This is a genomic window from Streptomyces sp. NPDC012935, from assembly GCF_042900345.1.
Taxonomy (GTDB): Bacteria; Actinomycetota; Actinomycetes; order Streptomycetales; family Streptomycetaceae; genus Streptomyces.
On record NZ_JBIBBC010000015.1, the window covers coordinates 80,630 to 103,161 of the forward strand.

The window sequence follows — 22,532 nt, forward strand, 5'->3', positions numbered from 1 at the left end:
CGGGTTCTGCCGGGTGTTGGTTACAAGTCTAGTAGGCATGGAAGAGGGGGCGGGACGTGCCCCGCCCCCTCGTCTTGAGCACAAGGCTCACAAGCACCGGCGCGTCAGGAGACGCCCAGTTCCTTCGCGTTCTTCTTCAGGTCCTCGATACCACCGCAGAGGAAGAAGGCCTGCTCCGGGAAGTGGTCGAAGTCACCGTCGATGATCGCGTTGAACGCGGTGATCGACTCGTCCAGCGGCACGTCCGAACCGTCCACGCCGGTGAACTGCTTGGCGACGTGGGTGTTCTGGGACAGGAAGCGCTCGACACGGCGGGCACGCTGGACGACCAGCTTGTCCTCCTCGCCGAGCTCGTCGATGCCGAGGATCGCGATGATGTCCTGGAGGTCCTTGTACTTCTGCAGGATGCCCTTGACACGCATGGCGGTGTTGTAGTGGTCCGCCGCGATGTAGCGCGGGTCCAGGATGCGGGACGTGGAGTCCAGCGGGTCCACGGCCGGGTAGATGCCCTTCTCGGAGATCGGACGGGACAGAACCGTCGTCGCGTCGAGGTGGGCGAAGGTGGTGGCCGGGGCCGGGTCGGTCAGGTCGTCCGCGGGGACGTAGATCGCCTGCATCGAGGTGATCGAGTGACCACGGGTCGAGGTGATGCGCTCCTGGAGGAGACCCATCTCGTCGGCCAGGTTCGGCTGGTAGCCCACCGCGGAGGGCATACGGCCGAGCAGGGTCGAGACCTCGGAACCGGCCTGCGTGAAGCGGAAGATGTTGTCGATGAAGAACAGCACGTCCTGCTTCTGGACGTCACGGAAGTACTCGGCCATGGTGAGGCCGGCCAGCGCGACGCGCAGACGGGTGCCCGGGGGCTCGTCCATCTGACCGAAGACCAGGGCGGTCTTGTCGATGACGCCCGACTCGGCCATCTCCTCGATGAGGTCGTTGCCCTCACGGGTGCGCTCACCGACACCGGCGAACACGGAGACACCGTCGTGGTTGTTGGCGACGCGGTAGATCATCTCCTGGATGAGCACCGTCTTGCCGACGCCGGCACCGCCGAACAGACCGATCTTTCCACCCTTGACGTACGGGGTGAGAAGGTCGATGACCTTGACGCCGGTCTCGAACATCTCGGTCTTCGACTCGAGCTCGTCGAAGTTCGGCGCCTTGCGGTGGATGCCCCAGCGCTCGCCGTCGTAGCTCTCGTCGACGTTCAGCACCTCACCGAGGGTGTTGAACACCTTGCCCTTGGTGAAGTCGCCGACGGGCACCGTGATGGAGGCACCGGTGTCGGTGACCGGGGCCTGGCGGACCAGGCCGTCGGTGGGCTGCATCGAGATCGTGCGGACCAGGCCGTCACCCAGGTGCTGGGCGACCTCCAGGGTCAGCGTCTTCTTCTCGCCGTCCTTGGCCGGGTCGGCCACCTCGACGTGAAGGGCGTTGTAGATCTCCGGCATGGCGTCGACGGGGAATTCCACGTCGACGACCGGGCCGATGACCCGGGCGACGCGGCCCGTGGCAACGGCCGTCTCAACTGTCGTCGTCATTACCTGTCACTCCCCGCGGTCGCGTCGGCCAGGGCTGCGGAGCCACCGACGATCTCGCTGATTTCCTGGGTGATTTCGGCCTGGCGGGCCGCGTTGGCAAGCCGCGAGAGCGTCTCGATGAGCTCTCCCGCGTTGTCGGTGGCCGACTTCATCGCCCGCCGCGTGGCGGCGTGCTTGGAGGCGGCCGACTGGAGCAGCGCGTTGTAGATACGGCTCTCCACGTAGCGCGGCAGCAGGGCGTCGAGGACGTCCTCCGCCGAGGGCTCGAAGTCGAACAGCGGGAGGATCTCGCCCTTGGGCGCGGCCTCCTTGGCGACCTCTTCGAGGCTGAGCGGCAGCAGACGGTCGTCAAGAGCCGTCTGCGTCATCATCGAGACGAACTCGGTGAAGACGATGTGGAGTTCGTCCACGCCACCCTCGGCCGTGTCCTTCTCGATCGCCTCGATCAGCGGCGCCGCGACCTTCTTGGCGTCCGCGTACGACGGCTCGTCGGTGAAGCCGCTCCACGACTCCGCGATCTTGCGCTCACGGAAGTTGTAGTGGGCGACACCACGGCGGCCGACGATGTAGATCTCGACCTCCTGGCCCTCGCGCTCCAGACGCGCGGTCAGCTGCTCCGCGATCTTGATGGCGTTCGAGTTGAAGGCGCCGGCGAGACCCCGGTCGCTCGTCAGGAGCAGCACCGCGGACCGCGTGACCGTCTCGGCCTGCGTGGTCAGCGGGTGCTTGGTGTTCGAGCCGGTACCGACCGCCGTGACCGCGCGGGTGAGCTCGGTCGCGTACGGCGTGGAGGCCGCCACCTTGCGCTGCGCCTTGACGACGCGCGAGGCGGCGATCATCTCCATCGCCTTGGTGATCTTCTTGGTCGCGGTGACGGATCGGATGCGACGCTTGTAGACCCGGAGCTGGGCTCCCATGAGTCAGGTCCCTTCCTTACGTCACTTGGAGGCGCTGGTCGCCTTCGGACCGGCCTCTTCGCCGAGCAGCTTGCCGTCCGAGGTCTCGAACTGCTTCTTGAAGTCGGCGATCGCGTCGGCAACAGCCGTCAGGGTGTCGTCCGACATCTTGGCGCCCTCCTTGATGGAGGTCATGAGGCCCTGCTCCTTGCGGTGCAGGTACTCGAGAAGCTCCTTCTCGAAGCGGCGGATGTCGCCCACCGGAACGTCGTCCATCTTGCCGGTGGTGGCACCCCAGACCGAGACGACCTGGTCCTCGATGGCCATCGGCTGGTACTGAGCCTGCTTGAGCAGCTCGACCAGACGCGAGCCACGCTCCAGCTGCGACTTCGACGCGGCGTCCAGGTCGGAACCGAAGGCGGCGAAGGCCTCCAGCTCGCGGTACTGGGCCAGGTCCAGACGGAGACGACCGGAGACCTGCCTCATCGCCTTGTGCTGCGCGGAACCACCGACTCGGGAGACGGAGATACCGACGTTCAGCGCGGGGCGCTGACCGGCGTTGAACAGGTCCGACTCCAGGAAGCACTGGCCGTCGGTGATGGAGATGACGTTGGTCGGGATGAACGCCGAGACGTCGTTGGCCTTGGTCTCGACGATCGGCAGACCCGTCATCGAACCGGCGCCCATGTCGTCGGAGAGCTTCGCGCAGCGCTCCAGCAGACGGGAGTGCAGGTAGAAGACGTCACCCGGGTAGGCCTCACGGCCCGGCGGGCGGCGCAGCAGCAGGGACACGGCGCGGTAGGCGTCGGCCTGCTTCGAGAGGTCGTCGAAGATGATGAGGACGTGCTTGCCCTCGTACATCCACTGCTGGCCGATGGCCGAGCCGGTGTACGGCGCCAGGTACTTGAAGCCGGCCGGGTCGGACGCCGGGGCGGCGACGATGGTCGTGTACTCCAGCGCGCCGTTCTCCTCCAGCGCGCGGCGGACCGACGCGATGGTCGAGCCCTTCTGGCCGATGGCGACGTAGATGCAGCGGACCTGCTTGTTCACGTCGCCCGAGCGCCAGTTGTCGCGCTGGTTGATGATCGTGTCGACGGCCAGGGCGGTCTTGCCGGTCTGGCGGTCACCGATGATCAGCTGACGCTGACCACGGCCGATCGGGGTCATCGCGTCGACGGCCTTGTAGCCGGTCTCCATCGGCTCGTGCACCGACTTACGGGCCATGACGCCCGGAGCCTGAAGCTCGAGGGCGCGGCGGCCGGACGTCTCGATCTCGCCGAGGCCGTCGATCGGGTTGCCGAGCGGGTCGACGACGCGGCCGAGGTAGCCCTCGCCGACCGCCACGGAGAGGACCTCACCGGTACGGGAGACCGGCTGACCCTCCTCGATGCCGCTGAACTCACCGAGGATGACGGCGCCGATCTCGCGCTCTTCCAGGTTGAGCGCGAGGCCGAGGGTGCCGTCCTCGAACTTCAGCAGTTCGTTGGCCATGGCCGAGGGCAGGCCCTCGACCTTCGCGATGCCGTCGCCGGCAAGGGTGACCGTACCGACCTCCTCGCGCGAGGCCGCGTCCGGCTTGTACGACTGGACGAAGTTCTCCAGCGCGTCCCGGATCTCCTCCGGCCGGATCGTGAGCTCCGCCATCTGGGTTCCCTGCTCTCCTTGTTGGGCCCGAAGTTTCACTTTGGGGGGATGGGGACTCCCCCCGTAAATGAGGTGAATCCTCTGCACGGCCCAACATGGGCCGTCGTAAGTACGTACTGCTCTTGCTATGAAGTTGCTGCTAGCTCGCCATTCGGCGGCCGGCGTCCTCGATGCGGTCCGCGAGGGAGCCGTTGATGACCTCGTCACCGACCTGCACCCGGATTCCGCCGACGACCTCGGGGTCCACGTCCAGGTTGAGGTGCATCTGGCGGCCGTAGAGCTTCGCGAGGGCGGCGCCCAGGCGCTGCTTCTGCGGGTCGCTCAGCGGCACCGCCGAGGTGACGATGGCCACCATGCGGTCCCGACGCTCGGCGGCGAGCTTGGACAGGGACTCCAGTCCCGACTCCAGGCTACGTCCACGCGGCGCGGTCACAAGACGCGTCACCAGACGCTCGGTGGTCGCCTTGGCCCGGCCGCCGAGCAGGCTGCGCAGCAGCTCGCCCTTGGCCGCGCTCGTTGCGGCGCGGTTGGTCAGCGCGGCGCGCAGCTCGGTGCTCGAGAAGACGATCCGGCCGAACCGGAACAGCTCGTCCTCGACGTCGTCGAGCTTGCCCGTGCGCTGTGCGGCGGTGAGGTCGGCGGTGTCCGCCAGCTCCTCCAGCGCGTCCACCAGGTCGCGGGACTGCGACCAGCGGGAACGCACCATGCCGGCCAGCAGGTCAGCGGTCTCGCCGCCGACCTGGCCGCCGAGCAGGCGCTGAGCCAGCTCGGCCTTGGCCTCGCCGGCCTGCGCCGGGTCGGTGAGGACCCGACGCAGCGACACCTCGCGGTCGAGCAGCGCGGTGACGGCGGCCAGCTCGTCGGCGAGCTTGGCCGCGTCGACGGACGTGTTGTCCGTCAGCGCGTCGAGACGCTCACGTGCGGCTGCCAGGGCCTCGCGGCTCGCTCCGTTCATCGCGCGGCCTCGGCCTTCTCCTCAAGGTCCTCGAGGAAGCGGTCGATGACACGGCTCTGCCGGGCGTGGTCCTCGAGGGACTCGCCGACGAGCTTGCCGGCCAGTTCGGTGGCGAGCTTGCCGACGTCCTGGCGCAGCGCGGACGCGGCGGCCTTGCGGTCGGCCTCGACCTGGGCGTGACCGGCGGCGACGATCTCCTCGCGCTGCCGCTGGCCTTCCGCGCGCATCTCGGCGATGAGCGTGGCGCCCTGCTCCTGCGCCTCCTGACGCAGACGCGCGGCCTCGTGCCGTGCCTCAGCGAGCTGGGCCTTGTACTGCTCGAGGACGCTCTGGGCCTCGGTCTGAGCTGCCTCGGCCTTCTCGATACCGCCCTCGATGGCCTCGCGACGCTCTTCCAGAACCTTGTTGATGTTCGGGAGGAGCTTCTTGGCGAGGAAGCCGAAGACGATGACGAAGGCGATCAGGCCGATGACAACTTCCGGCCACGGCGGAATGAGGGGGTTCTCCTTGTGCCCCTCTTGCGCCAGGATCATGGCGACGTTCACGTCAGTGCCTTTCGTCGAAAAAGTCGGTCGTCAGGCTCGTCTTAGTAGACGAACGGCATGACCAGACCGATGAGGGCGAGCGCCTCACAGAAGGCGAAGCCGAGGATCTGGTTGGCACGGATCAGACCGGCAGCCTCGGGCTGACGGGCCAGCGCCTGGGTGCCGTTACCGAAGATGATGCCGACGCCGACGCCCGGGCCGATCGCGGCGAGGCCGTAACCGATGGAGCCGAGGTTGCCGTCGACCGCAGCGAGCATCTGGGACATGGCAGTTCTTCCTTCTCTTTACGTGACCGGTGGGGGTTGGCCACCGGATGTCTCTAGGGGGTGTGGCTGGGGCGGGTGCTCAGTGGTGCTCGGCGAGCGCGCCCTGGATGAAGGTGCAGGTCAGCAGGACGAAGACATACGCCTGGACAGCCTGGATGAAGAGCTCGAACGCGGTCATGATGATGACCATCACGAACGAGACGGCCGAGTACGCGATACCGATGCCGTTCAGCATGTACCAGCTGGCGATGGTGAACAGCAGCAGCAGGGTGTGACCGGCGAACATGTTCGCGAAGAGTCGCACCGCGTGCGTGAACGGACGGACCAGCAGGTTCGAGGCGAGCTCGATCGTCATGGACAGCGGGAGCACCGCGCCCAGCGACTTGTCGTAGCCGCTGAAGTTCTTGAAGGCGCCGACGAATCCGTGCCGCTTGAAGGTCAGCGAGACCCACAGGATGTAGACGATCAGGGCCAGGACCAACGGGTAGGCGATGATCGACGTCACCGGGAAGGCGGCGACAGGGACGATCGACCAGACGTTCATCATCCAGATGAAGAAGAACAGCGAGACGGCGAGCGGAACGTACTTCTCGCCCTCCTTCTTGCCGATCGTCTCGTAGACGATGCCGCGGCGGACGAAGTCGTAGCCGGCCTCGACGACCATCTGGAGCTTGCCCGGGACGACCGTCGGCTTGCGGAACGCGGCCCAGAAGACGCCCACCACGATGATCGAACCGAGCAGCGCGAGCAGCATCGGCTTGTTGAAGTAGAAGGCGTTGCCGTCCGCGTCGCCCATGAGCGGCTCGAACATGAACGAGTGCAGGCCCGGGGCGACAGTGTCGAAGCCACATCCGTCAAAGAGGTGGCAGTTCGTGTCGAAGGCGAGCACCTGCGTCGGGTCAGCACTCACCGCGGGCTCCTTCATCGTGGCGCATAGGTACGGCAACCTCGTTGTGTCGGCGCGGCGCGCAGCCGCAGTTCGGCACGGGACTGGTGTTACGGATTTGGGGGCGGCTGTGGGGCATCTCGCCTCGCGATTGAGCAGGCGTCAGCTCAGATGCCCGCGCCCGCGATGCCGCAGTTGGCACCGGACGATAGCAGGACTTCTCAAGCGGCTTTATCCCGGCCCTACCCCTCACGACGAGGGCCCCGTCTTTTCGGGCTTGTCACCCTTCGAGGAGGTGCCCGAATCAGGTTCGACGTAGAGGATCTTGGCCTTCATGTGGGCGCGCGTCTGCGCGGCGATCCACACGAGGGTGCCGACCACGAGCGTGATCGCGAAGGCCCGGGGGTTGAACAGCGTCGTGTTCTTGAAAATGGAGAGGAAGACGAACAGCAGCAGGATCTGGGCCGCGTAGAGCATCAGGCCCATCGCCTGAAACAGGTGCGGAAGCGATTTGGCAGTGCGCTGCAGAACGTAGAGACCGATCCCCATGAACAGGATCACGACCAGTGTCGCGACAACCGCCCCCACAGCCCCGTCGCCACCGGCAACCACCCCACTGACCACGGCTGCGACAGCTCCGGCGGCGGCTGTGGGCACAGCAGCCTGGAGCAGGATCCGGGCGTCATTGGACGGCATGGCGGCAACTCCGCTTTCACGGTGGGGGCAGGGTGTCGTCATGGACGAGCGTAGTCCCGGGCTGAGAGAGAACCTCACACCAATGGGCCGTCGCACTGCGGCCCTTCGGCTCTATCCGGGGGGTTCTCGTGAACCGTATCACAAACTATTTGATGAGGTCTTTACCTGGAGGCGTGCTCAGTGTCACACATGAGAGTGACGGTGCGCGTCTGTGCGGGACCTCGGTCGACTTGTCTGGTATTGGGGCGCTTCGCTCCCCCATGACTTGGCAATGCTCTAGTCAGATTCTTACCTTGACCCCGCGCCCTCGCCTTGACGGTCGAACCGTCAGCGTGACGTCCCGGCCTTCCGCCGGTCCAGGGGCCGCGAGCGGGCGCCGATCGCGGTTGCACCGTTGACGCGTGAGACGCCGGCGGCGACCGGAGTGCGCGGCTCCTCCTCGGAATCCGCCGATTCGCCCGCACCGCCGGACTGCGGCGTGGTGGCCGCCGGCTCCGCGACGGCGCCACCGCGGCGGTAGCGCGGCGGCACGAAGGCCTCGGCCCAGCGGGGCGTACGCGGTGTGAAGCGCGGGAGCAGCAGCAGGACCAGGCCGATGGCGCTGAGGAACACCACTCCGAGCACGATCCACATCGACGCCGAGTTCACGGAGTAGGCGAGGGCGCCGAAGGCGATCAGGGCCGACCAGAAGTACATGATCAGCACCGCCCGGCTGTGCGAGTGGCCGATCTCCAGCAGGCGGTGGTGCAGGTGGCCGCGGTCGGCGGCGAACGGCGACTGGCCCTTCCAGGTGCGGCGGACGATCGCCAGCACCAGGTCGGCGGCCGGGATCGCGATGATCGTCAGGGGCAGCAGCAGCGGGATGTAGACCGGCACCGTCTGGTGCACGGCCGCCTTCTCGGAGCCGGCGAACAGCTTCAGCGCGTCCGGGTCGACCTGGCCGGTGATGGAGATCGCACCGGCGGCGAGGACGAGGCCGATCAGCATCGAGCCGGAGTCGCCCATGAAGATGCGCGCCGGGTGCATGTTGTGCGGCAGGAAGCCCAGGCACATGCCCATCAGGATCGCCGAGAACAAGGTGGCCGGGGCCGCGGCCTCGATGCCGTACGACACCCAGACGCGGTAGGCGTAGAGGAAGAACGCGGCCGACGCGATGCAGACCATGCCTGCCGCCAGGCCGTCCAGGCCGTCGACGAAGTTGACCGCGTTGATGGTGATGACGACCAGGGCGACGGTGAGCAGGGTGCCCTGCCACTGGGTCAGCGCGACATTGCCGACGGTCGGGATCGGCAGCCACAGGATCGTCAGGCCCTGCATGACCATGACGCCGGCGGCGATCATCTGGCCGCCCAGCTTGATCAGGGCGTCGATCTCGAACTTGTCGTCCAGGACGCCGATCAGCCAGATGAGCGCCGCTCCGGAGAGCAGCGCCCGCGGTTCGTTGGACTTCTCGAAGACCGCACTGAGGTTGGTCAGGTGGTCCGCGACCAGCAGGCCTGCGCACAGGCCGAAGAACATGGCGATACCGCCGAGCCGCGGAGTGGGTTCCCGGTGCACGTCGCGTGCCCGGATCTGCGGCATCGCTCCGGCCACGATCGCGAACTTACGCACCGGCCCTGTCAGCAGATACGTCACCGCGGCCGTGATGCAGAGCGTCAGCAGGTATTCACGCACGGGCTTCCCCACAAGTCTCGCTGGCCATCTCAGCCCCACACCCTAGCGACGTACAGATACGCGACGCATATGTGTGGGGACTTCCGGGTAGCGACGATGGTTGCACGTGTGGCTGTGTGCGCAGGTGCGTCTACCCCGTCTCAGCCTGGATACGGCAGAAATCTACCGGCCAGCTCCCGCACTTCTTCACGTGCCTTCTGACTTTCGGTCTCCCCTCGCAGCACGCTCGCCAGCAGTGCGGAGAGCCACACCATCTCCTGCTCCCCCATCCCCTGCGTGGTCACGGCCGCCGTGCCGAGGCGCAGGCCGCGGGCGTCGCCGTGCGGCAGGGCGCAGCAGTCCAGGACGATCCCGGCCGCCGCAAGCCGTCCGCGCGCTTCCCGGCCGTCGACGCCGAGGGGGGCCGGGTCGGCGGTGATGAGGTGCGTGTCGGTGCCGCCCGTGGTGACGACCAGCCCCTCCGCAGCCAGTCCGGCGGCCAGCGTCCTGGCATTGGCGACCACCTGATGGGCGTACACCGCGAACGCCGGGGTTGCCGCCTCGCCGAACGCGACGGCCTTGGCGGCGATGGTGTGCATCTGGGCGCCGCCCTGTGTGAAGGGAAACACAGCGCGGTCGATCCGCTCGGCGAGGTCCGAGCCGCACAGGATCATGCCGCCGCGGGGGCCGCGCAGCACCTTGTGGGTGGTGGCGCACACCACGTCGGCGTACGGCACCGGGTTCGGTGCCGCTCCCCCGGCGACGAGCCCCATCGGGTGGGCGGCGTCGGCGATGAGATAGGCGCCCACCTCGTCCGCGATGTCACGGAAGAGGGCGTAGTCGATGTGGCGCGGGTAGGCGATGGACCCGCAGACGACGGCCTTGGGCCGGTGGTTGCGGGCGAGCGTGCGCACCTGGTCGTAGTCGATGATCCCGGTTTCGGCGTCCACCCCGTAGCCGACGAAGTCGAACCAGCGGCCGGAGAAATTGGCGGGTGAGCCGTGCGTGAGGTGTCCGCCGTACGGCAGCCCGAGGGCGAGGACGGTGTCGCCGGGGCGCAGCAGGGCGGCGTACGCGGCGAGGACGGCCGAAGACCCCGAGTGCGACTGGACGTTGGCGTGCTCGGCCCCGAACAGCGCCTTGGCCCGCTCGACGGCGAGGCGCTCGGCGACGTCGGCCATCTCGCACCCGCCGTGGTAGCGGGCGCCCGGATAGCCCTCCGCGTACTTGTTGGCGAGCGGCGACCCGAGCGCCGCCAGCACGGCCGGTGAGGTGAAGTTCTCGGCGGCGATGAGCTGAAGCGTCGTCGACTGGCGCTCGAGCTCCCCGAGCAGGATGTCGGCGAGCTGCGGGTCCTGCCGGCGCAGGACATCGGCCTCGAGGGTGTGGGTGACCGACATGATGGGCTCCGGGCGTGCGTCGACGGTGACGTACGACCAATGTAGGCCCGGCACGTCACCGGCGCCCGGTGTTGTCACGCCCGGGCACGAACCCCCGTCAACGCCGTCACCACCGGATCCAGCGCCTCATGTATCTCGTCCCCCACCGACCGGAAGAACGTCAACGGCGCCCCGTACGGGTCGTACACCTCGTCCGCCTCCGCCGTCGGCGCCAGCAGCCACCCGCGTAGAGCCGCCGCCGCACGCACCAGGGCACGCGCACGGAAGACCACACCTTCCTCCAGGGGAGGGAGCGTCGCCGGGTCTATTGCCTTCACCAGGCGGGTGAACTCCTTGAGGGTGAAGGTGCGCAGGCCCGCCGAATGGCCCATCGAGATGACCTGGGCGCGGTGGTCACGGGTGGCCGTCAGGACCAGGTCGGCGCGGATGACGTGCTCGTCGAGGAGCTCGCGGCCGACGAAGCCGGAGGCGTCCGCGCCGAAGTCGGCGAGGACGGTCTCCGCGTTGGACTCCATGGGCGCGCCCTCGTGGCCCCAGGTGCCCGCGCTCTCCACGATCAGCCCGCCGCCGAGCACACCGAGCCGCTGCGCCACGAAATGACGGGTCAGCCGCTCGGTGATCGGCGAGCGGCACACATTTCCGGTGCTGACGTGGAGGATGCGGAAGCTGTCACGCGGGAGGCCGACGAATGTCGTCGTGATCTCCGCCGCGCTTTCCCCGTTGCCTATGCCACGCCCCGCTTCAGGGGCTGTCAATTGGCCACCTCGAGGTCGGGTACGACCTTCCGCAGCTCGTCCGCGGAGATCGCGCCCGCGCGCAGGAGGAGGGGCACTTCACGCGTCACGTCCACGATCGACGACGGGACGTTGCCGGGGGTCGGGCCGCCGTCCAGGTACACGGACACCGAGTCGCCGAGCATCTCCTGCGCCGCGTCGCAGTCCTCGGGGGCGGGGTGGCCCGTCAGGTTCGCCGAGGACACCGCCATCGGGCCGACCTCGGTCAGCAGCTCGATGGCGATCGGGTGCAGTGGCATGCGCACGGCAACCGTGCCCCGGGTGTCGCCCAGGTCCCACTGCAGCGACGGCTGGTGCTTGGCGACCAGCGTCAGCGCGCCCGGCCAGAAGGCGTCGACCAGCTCCCAGGCCAGCTCGGAGAAGTCCGTGACGAGACCATGGAGCGTGTTCGGGGAGCCGATCAGGACGGGGGTGGGCATGTTGCGGCCCCGGCCCTTGGCATCCAGCAGATCGCCGACGGCCTCCTTGGCGAACGCGTCGGCGCCGATGCCGTACACCGTGTCGGTCGGGAGGACCACGAGCTCGCCACGGCGGACGGCGGACGCGGCTTCACGCAGACCGGTCGTGCGGTCGGTCGCGTCGTTGGTGTCGTATCGCCGTGCCATATCTAGCGGGCCTCCTCGTACACGAAGTACACGTACTGCGGGGAAAGAGTCTCGGGGGCGGTCACGGCAGCGCCTTGCGGGCGGTCGCGAACCTCGGGCGGTTGTTGAGGTCGGGGTGGTCGGCCGCGTCGGCCCAGCCCCGCTCCTCGGTGAAGATCCACGGCACCTGGCCGCCCTGGGTGTCGGCGTGTTCGATGACGACGACACCGCCGGGACGCAGGAGACGGTGGGCGGTGCGCTCCAGGCCGCGGATGAGATCGAGGCCGTCCTCCCCTGAGAACAGGGCGAGTTCGGGATCGTAGTCCCGCGCCTCGGGAGCGACGTACTCCCATTCGGTGAGCGGGATGTAGGGCGGGTTGGAGATGACCAGGTCGACCTGGCCGTCGAGGTCGCGGAAGGCGTCCAGGGCGTTGCCCTGACGCAGGTCGACCCTGGACCCCTCGACGTTCTTGCGCGTCCAGCGCAGGGCGTCCTCGGACAGCTCCACGGCGTGCACGCGCGAGCGCGGGACCTCCTGGGCCAGGGCGAGCGCGATGGCACCGGAGCCGGTGCACAGGTCGACGATGCAGGGCTCGACGACGTCCATCGCGCGCACCGCGTCTATGGCCCAGCCGACCACCGACTCGGTCTCGGGGCGGGGCACGAACACCCCGGGCCCGACTTGGAGTTCGAGATACCGGAAGTAGGCCCGCCCGGTGATGTGCTGGAGCGGCTCGCGCTGCTCACGGCGGGCGATGACCTCCCAGTAGCGGGCGTCGAAGTCCGAGTCCTTCACGGAGTGCAGCTCGCCCCGCTTCACGCCGTGCACGAACGCGGCGAGCTCCTCCGCGTCGTTGCGCGGCGAGGGCACGCCGGCGTCGGCCAGCCGCTGGGTGGCCTGTGCCACCTCCGCGAGCAGCACGCTGCGGGGGCTTGAGGGTCGCCCCCCAATGAATTGCTGCACGCAAGTCCTCCGTGTCGTACTCGTACGTGCGTACGTCCTCTACGTCCTTACGCAGCTGCCAGCTTCGCTGCCGAGTCCGCGTCGACGCAGGCCTGGATCACCGCGTCGAGGTCGCCGTCCAGGACCTGGTCCAGGTTGTACGCCTTGAAGCCGACGCGGTGGTCCGAGATGCGATTCTCCGGGAAGTTGTAGGTGCGGATCTTCTCGGAGCGGTCGACGGTGCGGACCTGGCTGCGGCGGGCGTCGGCTGCTTCCTTCTCCGCTTCCTCCTGCGCCGCTGCGAGCAGCCTGGAGCGCAGGATACGCAGTGCCTGCTCCTTGTTCTGCAGCTGGCTCTTCTCGTTCTGGCAGGAGGCGACGACTCCGGTGGGAACGTGCGTGATGCGCACGGCGGAGTCGGTGGTGTTGACGGACTGGCCACCGGGTCCGGAAGACCGGTAGACGTCGATGCGGAGGTCGTTGGGGTTGATCTCGACGTCGACCTCCTCGGCCTCGGGAGTCACGAGCACACCGGCCGCGGACGTGTGGATACGGCCCTGCGACTCGGTCGCCGGCACCCGCTGCACGCGGTGCACGCCGCCCTCGTACTTCATCCGGGCCCAGACACCCTGGCCGGGCTCGGTGGCGCCGTTGCCGCCCTTGGTCTTCACAGCGACCTGGACGTCCTTGTAGCCGCCCAGCTCGGACTCGGTCGAGTCGATGATCTCGGTCTTCCAGCCGACGCGCTCGGCGTACCGGAGGTACATGCGCAGCAGGTCGCCCGCGAACAGCGCGGACTCGTCCCCGCCCGCGCCGGCCTTGATCTCCAGAATGACGTCCTTGTCGTCACTCGGGTCACGCGGGACGAGCAGCAGGCGCAGCTTCTCGGTCAGCTCCTCGCGCTGCTTGTCCAGCTCCTTGACCTCGGCCACGAAGTCCGGGTCGTCGGCGGCGAATTCCTTCGCCGTCTCGATGTCGTCGCCGGTCTGCTTCCAGGAGCGGTACGTGGCGACGATCGGGGTGAGCTCGGCGTAGCGCTTGTTCAGCTTGCGCGCGTTCGCCTGGTCCGCGTGGACCGACGGATCCGCGAGCTTCGTCTCCAGGTCGGCGTGCTCTGTGACGAGCTCCTCGACGGCCTCGAACATCTTTGGCTCCTGTGTAGGTACGTCTGTGAAGGGCGGGCGACCAAAAACGCCGGTCCCGGCGCGCCTGAGTAGGGCGCGGCCGTGGACCGGCGAATGGGAGCTCGCTACTTCTTGGAGCCGGCAGGAGCCTTGCCGAAGCGGGCCTCGAAGCGGGCCACACGGCCACCGGTGTCGAGGATCTTCTGCTTACCCGTGTAGAACGGGTGGCACTCGGAGCAGACCTCGGCGCGGATGGCGCCGCTGGAGATCGTGCTACGGGTGGTGAACGACGCGCCACAGGTGCAGCTGACCTGCGTCTCGACGTATTCGGGGTGAATGTCGCGCTTCAAGGGTGTCTCCTAGTTTCGGGAGGGCGCCGGGTCGCTGCCGCGGGATACGAGAGCGTGAACCGGAGCCGACGTACCAGTCTGCCAGGACTGGGGCCATCCCCCAAAACCGGGGGGCGGTGCGATCTATTCCCTGAACGTGCGGTGCGGGGTTCCGCGGGACCCCTCAGGGCGTCACCACACTGTTGGCGTCGCCCTTCGCCGTGCCCTTCGTGGCCGACTTCGGGATCGGTTTGTCGTTCTTCAGAGCCGTCCACACCTGCTTGGCCTGCGACTCCGCCACGATCACACGGTTCGGGTCCGCCGGGTCGTACTGGACCGGCATCGTGACCATGGTCATGTTCTTGGAGTCGATGCCCTTGAGGCCATTGGCGAACGACATCAGGGAATTGACCGAGCCGAGGTCTGAGTCGGTGGTCACCGTCTTGGTGGCGGCGCTGGCCAGGTCGTAGAGCTTCTTCGGGTTGCCGAAGAGGTTGATGTCCTTGACCTGGTTGATCAGTGCCTTGACGAAGGCCTGCTGGAGCTGGATCCGGCCGAGGTCGGAGCCGTCGCCCACGCCGTGCCGGGTGCGGACCAGGCCGAGGGCCTGCTTGCCGGTGAGCTGGTGGGTGCCGGCCGCGAGGTTGAGGTGGCTGTCGGGGTCGTTGATGGCCTTGGTGGTGGTCACCTCGACACCGCCGAGCTTGTCGACCAGCTTCTGGAAGCCGGAGAAGTCGACCTCCAGGTAGTGGTCCATGCGGATACCGGAGACGGACTCGACCGTCTTCACCGCACAGGCCGCACCGCCCGTCGTGTACGCCGAGTTGAACATCACGTCGGAGTCGGCCGGGTACGTCTTGCCGTCGGTGTCGGTGCAGTCGGGCCGGTCGATGAGCGTGTCGCGCGGGATGGAGACGACGCTCGCCTTCTTGTGGCCCTTGTAGACGTGCAGGATCATCGCCGTGTCCGAGCGAGCGCTGCCGTCGTCGGCGCCGCCGCCGAGCTTCTTGTTGCTGCCGGAGCGGGTGTCCGAGCCGAGGACGAGGATGTTCTCCGAGCCGTTGTCGAGCTTCTCCGGCCGGTCGGTGCCGAGGGCCTGGTCGATGTCGACGCTCTTGAGGTTGCCGTTGAGCTTGAAGTACAGGTACCCCGCACCGGTGCCGCCCAGGACCACGATGCCGGCGGCCGTCCAGGCCATGATCAGCAGGCCCTTGCGCTTGTCGCGCGGCTTGCGTCGGCGGCCCTTGGCACGGCCGCGCGGCCCCTTGGTGCCGTTTTCGCCTGGTATGGCAGGCTCCGGCGTGCTCTCGGCAGACACTGTGCTCCTCGGTTCTCGTCCGGTCGGTTACCCCCTGCTTTCAGGGTCAGGCGTGGCCATTTGGCCCGTACCACACCATCGTCACCCCGTCCGGTCAGACGGGGAAACTCGGAGAAGGGTTGCACAACGGACCGTGCCCACCGCTCGCGGGCGATGGGCACGGTCCGTAGTCGGCGAGGCCGGGCGAACCGACCTCACCTGCGATGTCAGCCGAAGATGTCGTACTGCTTGAAGTCCGTCCCGACCGAGATCCTTGTGGCAAAGATCTCGCTGGTGGCCTTGCCGGTGCCCTTGTACAGGTAGAGCGTGCCGCCGGGGGTGCGGGCCAGGAAGTCGGCCTTGCCGTCACCGCTGATGTCGCCGACCGAGTCGAAGGCGTTGTAGCCGGTCCAGGCGCTGCGCACCTTGATCCGGGAGGAGAAGGCCTCGGAGCCGGTCTTGCCGGTGCCCTTGTACAGGTACAGGTCGCTGCTTCCGGCCTGGCGGGCGAGCAGGTCGGCCTTGCCGTCGCCGGTGAGGTCGCCGTGGCCGCGCACGGAGTTGTACTGGTCCCAGCCGGTACGGACCGAGAAGCGGGTGCCGAAGGTGCCGTTGCCCTTGCCCGGGTAGACCCACAGATAACCGCCGGAGTCCACCGACAGCAGGTCGGGCAGGTAGTCGCCGGTGACATCGCCCGGCGTGATGATCCGGGTGCGGGTCTTCCAGTTGTCGGCCAGCTGCTTGGTGGCCCAACTGCCGCTGGACACCACGTAGTGCGACCAGAACAGGTCGCCGTCGGAGCTGCGCCGGTAGACCAGGTCCTGGTAGCCGTCCCGGTCGAGGTCGGTCTGCAGGACGACGTTGACGCCGTCCCAGTTGCCCCAGGACTCGCGGGCGGCGAAGGAGCTGCCGTTTGAGTCCTTCGAGTAACCGGTCTTCGTGGACGCGTTGCGCACCCACAGGTCGGCCTTGTGGTCACCGCTGATGTTGGTGTCCTCGACCCGCGGGTAGGTGGCACCGACATAGTTCGTCACCTTGGCGAACACGCTGTACGCGCCCGTGGCGACACAGTCCCGCACACCCCACGAGACGACACCGACGATCCGTCCGTTCACGACGAGCGGCCCGCCGGAGTCCCCGTTGCAGGCGGAGGTGGTGCCGCTGTCGCTGCCGCTCGCGGGCTTGCCCGCGCAGACCATGTGGCCCTTGACGAAGTCGCCGCCGTAGTAGCCGGCGCAGGTGCTGTCGGACTGGACGGGCAGCGTGGCCGTCTTCAGCGTCTGGGAGATGTCCGAACTGCTCGAGCTGGTACGGCCCCAGCCGTAGACCTTGGCGCTGGTCCCGGCGGCGTACGAGGCGGTGTCACCGGACGTCGTCATGCGGATCGGCGTCGCCTTGACCGCATTGGCCAGCGTGATGACGGCCATGTCGTTGTCGATCGTCGTCGAGTTGTACGACGGGTGGTACCACTGCCGGTGCGGCAGCGTGACGGTGCCGCCGTGCAGGTCGCTGTTGCCTGCGTCGTCGGTGGTCGGCAGCTGGGCGGTACCGGTGATGACGGCGCCGTAGTTGTGCCAGTCGTAGCCCTTGACGCAGTGCGCGGCGGTGAGGATCTTCGTCGGCGCGACGACGGCGCCCCCGCAGAAGAACCCGAGGTCGTCGGCCTCGTCGGCGGTGCCCTGGTCGTCGTAGTACCAGAGCTGCGCCATCCACGGCGCCGAGGTGATGCCGGTCGTCGTGCCGCCGATGACCATGGGACTCACGGTGGAGTCGTCGGAGGAACTGCCGGTGCTCGCGCCGAACGACGACTTCCCGGTCGTCTCCCCCGCGTTGTCGTCACCGACGACGGCACCCGCTACCCGCCGCTCCAGCTCGGCGAGCGAGGCGGAACTGGTGGCGGGCTTCACGGTGGGCCTGGGCAGCGCGGTCGCGGCCCCGGCGGACGAGGTGAGCAGCGCTGCGGCAACGGCCGCGGCGACACCGGCGGCGGCGACGGGCAGCCCGAAACGTACCCGGCGTCTGTGACGACCACTGCCGGACATGGTGGTGCTCAAGAAGGTCCCCCCAGAGACACAAGAGTAGGAAGGGGCGTACTGACACGCCCGTCCCTATCAGCGCCAAAAGGCCGCCCCACGTCACTGAATGACGTGGGGCGGCCTCGACGCGCCCCAAAGGGGCGCGGGGGTGTATTGAATTTGCGGCTCCGCCGCGCGGGCGCGATCAGCCACAAGACGGCCCGCGGCCGAAGTACCACGGGGGTCCTTCGGCTCTCGCAGCGGAGCGCCTAGTCGCCGTTGCCGGGGGTCGGCGTCGTCTTCTGAATCTGCATCAGGAACTCGGCGTTCGACTTCGTCTGCTTCATCTTGTCGAGGAGCAGCTCGACCGCCTGCTGCTGGTCGAGGGCGTGCAGCACCCGGCGCAGCTTCCAGACGATGGCAAGCTCGTCGGGGGCGAGCAGGATCTCTTCCTTACGGGTACCGGACGCGTCGACGTCCACCGCCGGGAAGATGCGCTTGTCGGCGAGCTTCCGGTCGAGCTTGAGCTCGGCGTTGCCGGTGCCCTTGAACTCCTCGAAGATCACCTCGTCCATGCGGGACCCGGTGTCCACCAGCGCGGTGGCGAGGATGGTCAGCGAGCCGCCGTCCTCGATGTTGCGGGCCGCGCCGAAGAAGCGCTTCGGGGGGTACAGGGCGGTCGAGTCGACACCACCGGACAGGATGCGGCCGGAGGCGGGCGCGGCGAGGTTGTACGCACGGCCCAGACGCGTGATGGAGTCGAGCAGCACGACGACGTCGTGACCCAGCTCCACCAGTCGCTTCGCACGCTCGATGGCGAGCTCGGCGACCGTCGTGTGGTCCTCGGCGGGACGGTCGAAGGTCGAGGAGATGACCTCGCCCTTCACCGACCGCTGCATGTCGGTGACCTCTTCCGGACGCTCGTCGACGAGGACGACCATCAGGTGGCACTCGGGGTTGTTGTGCGTGATCGCGTTGGCGATCGCCTGCATGATCATGGTCTTGCCGGTCTTCGGCGGGGCCACGATCAGACCACGCTGGCCCTTACCGATCGGCGACACGAGGTCGATGATGCGGGTGGTCAGCACGCCCGGGTCGGTCTCCAGACGGAGCCGGTCCTGCGGGTACAGCGGGGTGAGCTTGTTGAACTCCGGGCGGCCGCGGCCGTGTTCGGGCGCCATGCCGTTGACGGAGTCGAGGCGGACCAGCGCGTTGAACTTCTCGCGCCGCTCGCCTTCCTTGGGCTGACGGACCGCACCGGTGATGTGGTCGCCCTTGCGCAGGCCGTTCTTGCGGACCTGGGCGAGGGAGACGTACACGTCGTTGGGGCCCGGCAGGTAGCCCGACGTACGGATGAAGGCGTAGTTGTCGAGGATGTCCAGGATGCCCGCGACCGGGATCAGGACGTCGTCCTCGTTGATCTGCGGCTCCGAGGCCATGTCGTCACGGCCGCGACGGCCCCGACGGTCGCGGTAACGCCCGCGACGGCCACGACGGCCACCCTCGAAGTCGTCGTCGTCCTGCTGCTGGCCACGGTCCTGACGGCCGCCGCCCTGCTGCTGGCTCTGCTGCTGGCCACGGTCCTGGCGGCCGCCGCCCTGCTGGTCGTCGCCCTTGCGGCGGTCACCGCGGTCGCCACGGTCACCGCGCTCGCCACGGTCGCGGCCGCGCTCGCGGCGGTCACGACGACGGCCCTCGCCGCCGTCACCGGCCTCGCCCTTGGCGTCGCCCTGCGACTGCGCGGGCGTCTCGGTCTTCGGCTCGCTCTTCGCCTCGGCGGCGACCGTCTCGGGGGCGGCCGCGGGGGCGCCGGCATCGGCGGTGGCCCGGCGACGGCGGCGCTCGGCCGGGGCGTCGTCGCTGGCCGGCTGGCCGGGAATCTCGATCTGCTGCTGGGCCACGGCCTTCTCGGCGGGGGCCTCAGCCGCCTTCTCCGCCTTCTTCTCGGCGTCTTCGCCGGTACGAGCCTTGGAGGTGGCGCGGCGCTTGGGCTTGGTCTCGGTCGCGGCCTCCGTCTTGGGAGCCGCGGCACCTCCTCCGGCCTGCGCCTCCTTGATGACCTCGATCAGCTGGCTCTTGCGCATGCGCGCGGTGCCCCTGATGCCGAGGCCGGATGCGACCTGCTGCAGCTCGGCCAGCACCATGCCCTCGAGGCCGGTACCGCGGCGCCGCCGGGAGCCGGCACCGCTGGCAGGCGCGGAGGCGTCCGTGGCGGGCGCGGCAGCGGTCTCCTCGACACGTGCGCCCATCAGATCGGTGGTGTCGCTCACGAAGGGTCCTTCCCTGGAGCGGACGTCGGCCTGTCTGGCTCGGCGACCGGTTGTGCTGTCCGGCTTCGGTCCCTGGTGTGTGGACCGTGCCGGGGCGGTGGTCCGCCAAAGCGGCGGAGGAAATATCTGGTGATGACGGTTCCCAGAGCCGTGGCACGGAGTGTCTGTGTCACTCGGCTCGGTCGCGCCGGTTCCGGAGCGTGCCCGGCAAGTCGCTCAGCGCCCGCGTACGAGGTACTGCTCACGTACGTCGTACGGAACACAGTGCGGCTTGGGAGGCTCCCGGAAGAATGTCTGTCCCTGACGGGGACAACAAGCACCTCGCCATGGTGGGGTCGGGTGCAGACTTGAGATTAACACTACCGGATCCAACAAACATTCCCCCTCTCGAAATCCGGCAACCGAGTGTCAGGTCGCAAGCGGCAGCACGCTCGCTCCCTGGGCATCCAGCTCGAGCCGGTTCGCGGCCCAGCCGTCGCCTGCCAGATGGGCCACCTTGTCGGCACTGTCGTGATCTGCCAGCGCCAGGACGGTGGGACCCGCGCCGGAGATGACCGCCGGCACTCCGTCGGCCCGCAGTCGCTCCACCAGCGCCGCGCTCTCCGGCATGGCGGGCGCGCGGTACTCCTGGTGGAGACGGTCCTCGGTGGCCGGCAGCAGCAGCTCGGGGCGCCTGGTCAGGGCCTCTACGAGCAGGGCGGCACGGCCCGCGTTGGTGGCGGCGTCGACATGCGGCACGGTGCGCGGGAGCAGGCCGCGCGCGGTCTCGGTGAGTACCGGCTTCCCGGGCACGAAAACCACCGGAACGATGGAATCGGCGGGCTCCATCCTGATCGCCCGCGCAGCACCCGCCTCCATCCAGGAGAGGGTGAACCCGCCGAGCAGACACGCCGCCACGTTGTCGGGGTGGCCCTCGATCTCGGTGGCGAGCTCCAGCAGGGCCGTGTCGTCGAGCTTGGTCTCGCCGCCTATGGTCACGGCGCGCGCGGCGACGATGCCGGCGCAGATGGCGGCCGACGAGGAACCGAGGCCCCGGCCGTGCGGAATGCGGTTGGCGCAGACGATCTCGAGTCCGCGCGGCTGGCCGCCGAGCAGATCGAAGGCGGTGCGCAGGGAGCGTACGAGAAGGTGGCTTTCGTCACGCGGCAGCGTCTCGCTGCCCTCACCCGCGATGTCGATGTGCAGTCCGGTGTCGGCCACCCGGACGACGACGTCGTCGTAGAGCCCCAGCGAGAGGCCGAGGGCGTCGAAGCCCGGGCCGAGGTTGGCGCTGGTGGCGGGGACGCGCACCCGGACGGCAGCGGCGCGGAACGCTGGACCGGCCATCGCTCGATGACTCTCCTTGAGCTGCGTGATTGTCGAAGACATTCGATGACGTACGAACACCCCTGGGGCCGCTTCCGGGCCGCGGAGACGGCGCGGCACCGCACCCCATGCGGAGGCATATGCGGCGGGCGGGTTCGGTACAGCCTATCGAAGGTAGGTTCTGTGGCGACATAGGGCGCACAGGAGGCGCACGATGCGTGTCGTATGCCCCCTGTGCACCCCCGTAGGGAAGGTCCCCAGGTAAGCGCCCTCGTACCCGCGGACGCGAGCCCCGTACGACGGGGTGTGGCCCGCTTGCGCCAGTGCTTACGCCAGTCCGAGCCGCTCGGCCGCCGTGGCCGCGTCGACCGGGACGGTGACGGGCTGCGGGGCGCCGGCGACGGCCCAGTCGGGGTCCTTGAGGCCGTTGCCGGTGACGGTGCAGACGATGCGCTGGCCCGGGTCGACCTTGCCCTGCTCGGCGGCCTTCAGCAGACCGGCGACGGACGCGGCGGACGCGGGCTCGACGAAGACACCCTCCTGCGCGGCCAACAGCCGGTAGGCGCGCAGGATTTCACGGTCCGTCACCTCGTCGATGAACCCGCCGGACTCGTCCCGTGCGGCGAGCGCGTACTGCCAGGACGCCGGGTTGCCGATGCGGATCGCGGTGGCGATGGTCGACGGATCCTTGACGACCTCGCCCCGCACGATGGGTGCCGAGCCGGACGCCTGGAAGCCCCACATCCGCGGGGTCCGCGTCGCGACACCGTCGGCGGCGTACTCCTTGTACCCCTTCCAGTACGCGGTGATGTTGCCCGCGTTGCCCACCGGAAGGACGTGGATGTCGGGGGCGTCGCCCAGCATGTCCACGATCTCGAAGGCGGCCGTCTTCTGCCCCTCGATACGGACCGGGTTGACCGAATTGACCAGCGCCACGGGGTAGTTGTCGCTCAGGTCGCGGGCGAGCGCGAGGCAGTCGTCGAAGTTGCCGTCGACCTGGAGGATCTTCGCGCCGTGCACGAGGGCCTGGCCCATCTTGCCGAGCGCGATCTTGCCCTGCGGGACGAGAACGGCCGAAACCATGCCCGCGCGGACGGCGTAGGCCGCGGCGGAGGCGGAGGTGTTGCCGGTGGAGGCACAGATGACGGCCTTCGCGCCCTCCTCCTTGGCCCGCGTGATGGCCATGGTCATGCCGCGGTCCTTGAAGGACCCGGTCGGGTTCGCGCCCTCCACCTTGAGGTGGACCTCGCAGCCCGTGCGCTCGGAGAGCACCTGCGCGGGCACGAGGGGCGTGCCGCCCTCACGGAGCGTCACGACCGGCGTGGTGTCGGAGACGGGCAGCCGGTCCCGGTACTCCTCGATGATTCCGCGCCACTGGTGGGTCATTGC

General features: G+C 68.5%; 20 protein-coding genes. All 20 read right to left on the reverse strand.

What is annotated here, in order from left to right:
• Positions 1-104: 104 nt before the first annotated feature.
• Positions 105-1,541 carry a F0F1 ATP synthase subunit beta gene (atpD, locus tag ACFY5C_RS30360; protein WP_389449939.1) on the reverse strand — a complete coding sequence of 479 codons (1,437 nt, stop codon included), beginning with the start codon at positions 1,539-1,541 and terminating at the stop codon, positions 105-107.
• On the reverse strand, positions 1,541-2,458 hold the full coding sequence (locus tag ACFY5C_RS30365) for a F0F1 ATP synthase subunit gamma (RefSeq protein ID WP_383414791.1): 918 nt from the start codon (positions 2,456-2,458) through the stop codon (positions 1,541-1,543). Before ACFY5C_RS30365 ends, atpD begins: the two co-directional genes overlap by 1 nt.
• A 21-nt stretch (positions 2,459-2,479) precedes the next feature.
• Entirely contained in the window at positions 2,480-4,081 is a 1,602-nt protein-coding gene (gene atpA / locus ACFY5C_RS30370; RefSeq protein ID WP_389449943.1) for a F0F1 ATP synthase subunit alpha, read from the reverse strand.
• A gap of 139 nt (positions 4,082-4,220) precedes the next feature.
• Positions 4,221-5,036, reverse strand: a complete 816-nt coding sequence (locus ACFY5C_RS30375; RefSeq protein ID WP_389449946.1) for a F0F1 ATP synthase subunit delta — start codon at positions 5,034-5,036, stop codon at positions 4,221-4,223.
• Positions 5,033-5,569 carry a F0F1 ATP synthase subunit B gene (locus ACFY5C_RS30380; RefSeq protein ID WP_328884321.1) on the reverse strand — a complete coding sequence of 179 codons (537 nt, stop codon included), beginning with the start codon at positions 5,567-5,569 and terminating at the stop codon, positions 5,033-5,035. The genes ACFY5C_RS30375 and ACFY5C_RS30380 overlap by 4 nt, the downstream gene beginning before the upstream one ends.
• 53 nt (positions 5,570-5,622) lie before the next feature.
• Entirely contained in the window at positions 5,623-5,847 is a 225-nt protein-coding gene (atpE, locus tag ACFY5C_RS30385; protein ID WP_030860414.1) for an ATP synthase F0 subunit C, read from the reverse strand.
• Positions 5,848-5,926: 79 nt separating this feature from the next.
• Positions 5,927-6,772, reverse strand: coding sequence for a F0F1 ATP synthase subunit A (gene atpB / locus ACFY5C_RS30390; protein WP_389449949.1), 846 nt, complete (start codon positions 6,770-6,772; stop codon positions 5,927-5,929).
• Between the two features lie 210 nt (positions 6,773-6,982).
• Entirely contained in the window at positions 6,983-7,429 is a 447-nt protein-coding gene (locus ACFY5C_RS30395; RefSeq protein ID WP_389449952.1) for a hypothetical protein, read from the reverse strand.
• A 327-nt stretch (positions 7,430-7,756) separates the two neighbouring features.
• Positions 7,757-9,103 (reverse strand): MraY family glycosyltransferase, encoded by a 1,347-nt coding sequence (locus ACFY5C_RS30400; RefSeq protein WP_389449955.1) that lies wholly within the window; start codon positions 9,101-9,103, stop codon positions 7,757-7,759.
• A gap of 140 nt (positions 9,104-9,243) precedes the next feature.
• Positions 9,244-10,482, reverse strand: a complete 1,239-nt coding sequence (gene glyA, locus ACFY5C_RS30405; protein ID WP_389449958.1) for a serine hydroxymethyltransferase — start codon at positions 10,480-10,482, stop codon at positions 9,244-9,246.
• Positions 10,483-10,556: 74 nt separating this feature from the next.
• Complete coding sequence (locus ACFY5C_RS30410) at positions 10,557-11,237, reverse strand: protein-tyrosine-phosphatase (RefSeq protein ID WP_328879302.1); 681 nt, start codon at positions 11,235-11,237, stop codon at positions 10,557-10,559.
• Positions 11,234-11,881 (reverse strand): L-threonylcarbamoyladenylate synthase, encoded by a 648-nt coding sequence (locus ACFY5C_RS30415; protein WP_389449961.1) that lies wholly within the window; start codon positions 11,879-11,881, stop codon positions 11,234-11,236. The genes ACFY5C_RS30410 and ACFY5C_RS30415 overlap by 4 nt, the downstream gene beginning before the upstream one ends.
• 61 nt (positions 11,882-11,942) lie before the next feature.
• Positions 11,943-12,782, reverse strand: a complete 840-nt coding sequence (gene prmC / locus ACFY5C_RS30420) for a peptide chain release factor N(5)-glutamine methyltransferase (RefSeq protein WP_062717692.1) — start codon at positions 12,780-12,782, stop codon at positions 11,943-11,945.
• 89 nt (positions 12,783-12,871) lie between these two features.
• The gene (prfA, locus tag ACFY5C_RS30425; RefSeq protein ID WP_389449963.1) at positions 12,872-13,948 is read right to left on the reverse strand and encodes a peptide chain release factor 1; all 1,077 of its coding nucleotides are present in this window, start codon (positions 13,946-13,948) and stop codon (positions 12,872-12,874) included.
• Positions 13,949-14,052: 104 nt separating this feature from the next.
• Positions 14,053-14,277 carry a 50S ribosomal protein L31 gene (gene rpmE / locus ACFY5C_RS30430; protein ID WP_362380527.1) on the reverse strand — a complete coding sequence of 75 codons (225 nt, stop codon included), beginning with the start codon at positions 14,275-14,277 and terminating at the stop codon, positions 14,053-14,055.
• A 163-nt stretch (positions 14,278-14,440) separates the two neighbouring features.
• A complete protein-coding gene (locus ACFY5C_RS30435) occupies positions 14,441-15,574 on the reverse strand; it encodes an LCP family protein (protein ID WP_389449966.1) in 1,134 nt (377 codons plus the stop codon).
• Positions 15,575-15,780: 206 nt separating this feature from the next.
• On the reverse strand, positions 15,781-17,595 hold the full coding sequence (locus ACFY5C_RS30440; RefSeq protein WP_389450261.1) for a trypsin-like serine protease: 1,815 nt from the start codon (positions 17,593-17,595) through the stop codon (positions 15,781-15,783).
• A 242-nt stretch (positions 17,596-17,837) separates the two neighbouring features.
• A complete protein-coding gene (gene rho / locus ACFY5C_RS30445; protein WP_389449969.1) occupies positions 17,838-19,838 on the reverse strand; it encodes a transcription termination factor Rho in 2,001 nt (666 codons plus the stop codon).
• A gap of 408 nt (positions 19,839-20,246) precedes the next feature.
• On the reverse strand, positions 20,247-21,164 hold the full coding sequence (thrB, locus tag ACFY5C_RS30450; protein ID WP_389449971.1) for a homoserine kinase: 918 nt from the start codon (positions 21,162-21,164) through the stop codon (positions 20,247-20,249).
• 306 nt (positions 21,165-21,470) lie between these two features.
• Positions 21,471-22,529, reverse strand: a complete 1,059-nt coding sequence (thrC, locus tag ACFY5C_RS30455; protein ID WP_389449974.1) for a threonine synthase — start codon at positions 22,527-22,529, stop codon at positions 21,471-21,473.
• Positions 22,530-22,532: the final 3 nt, after the last annotated feature.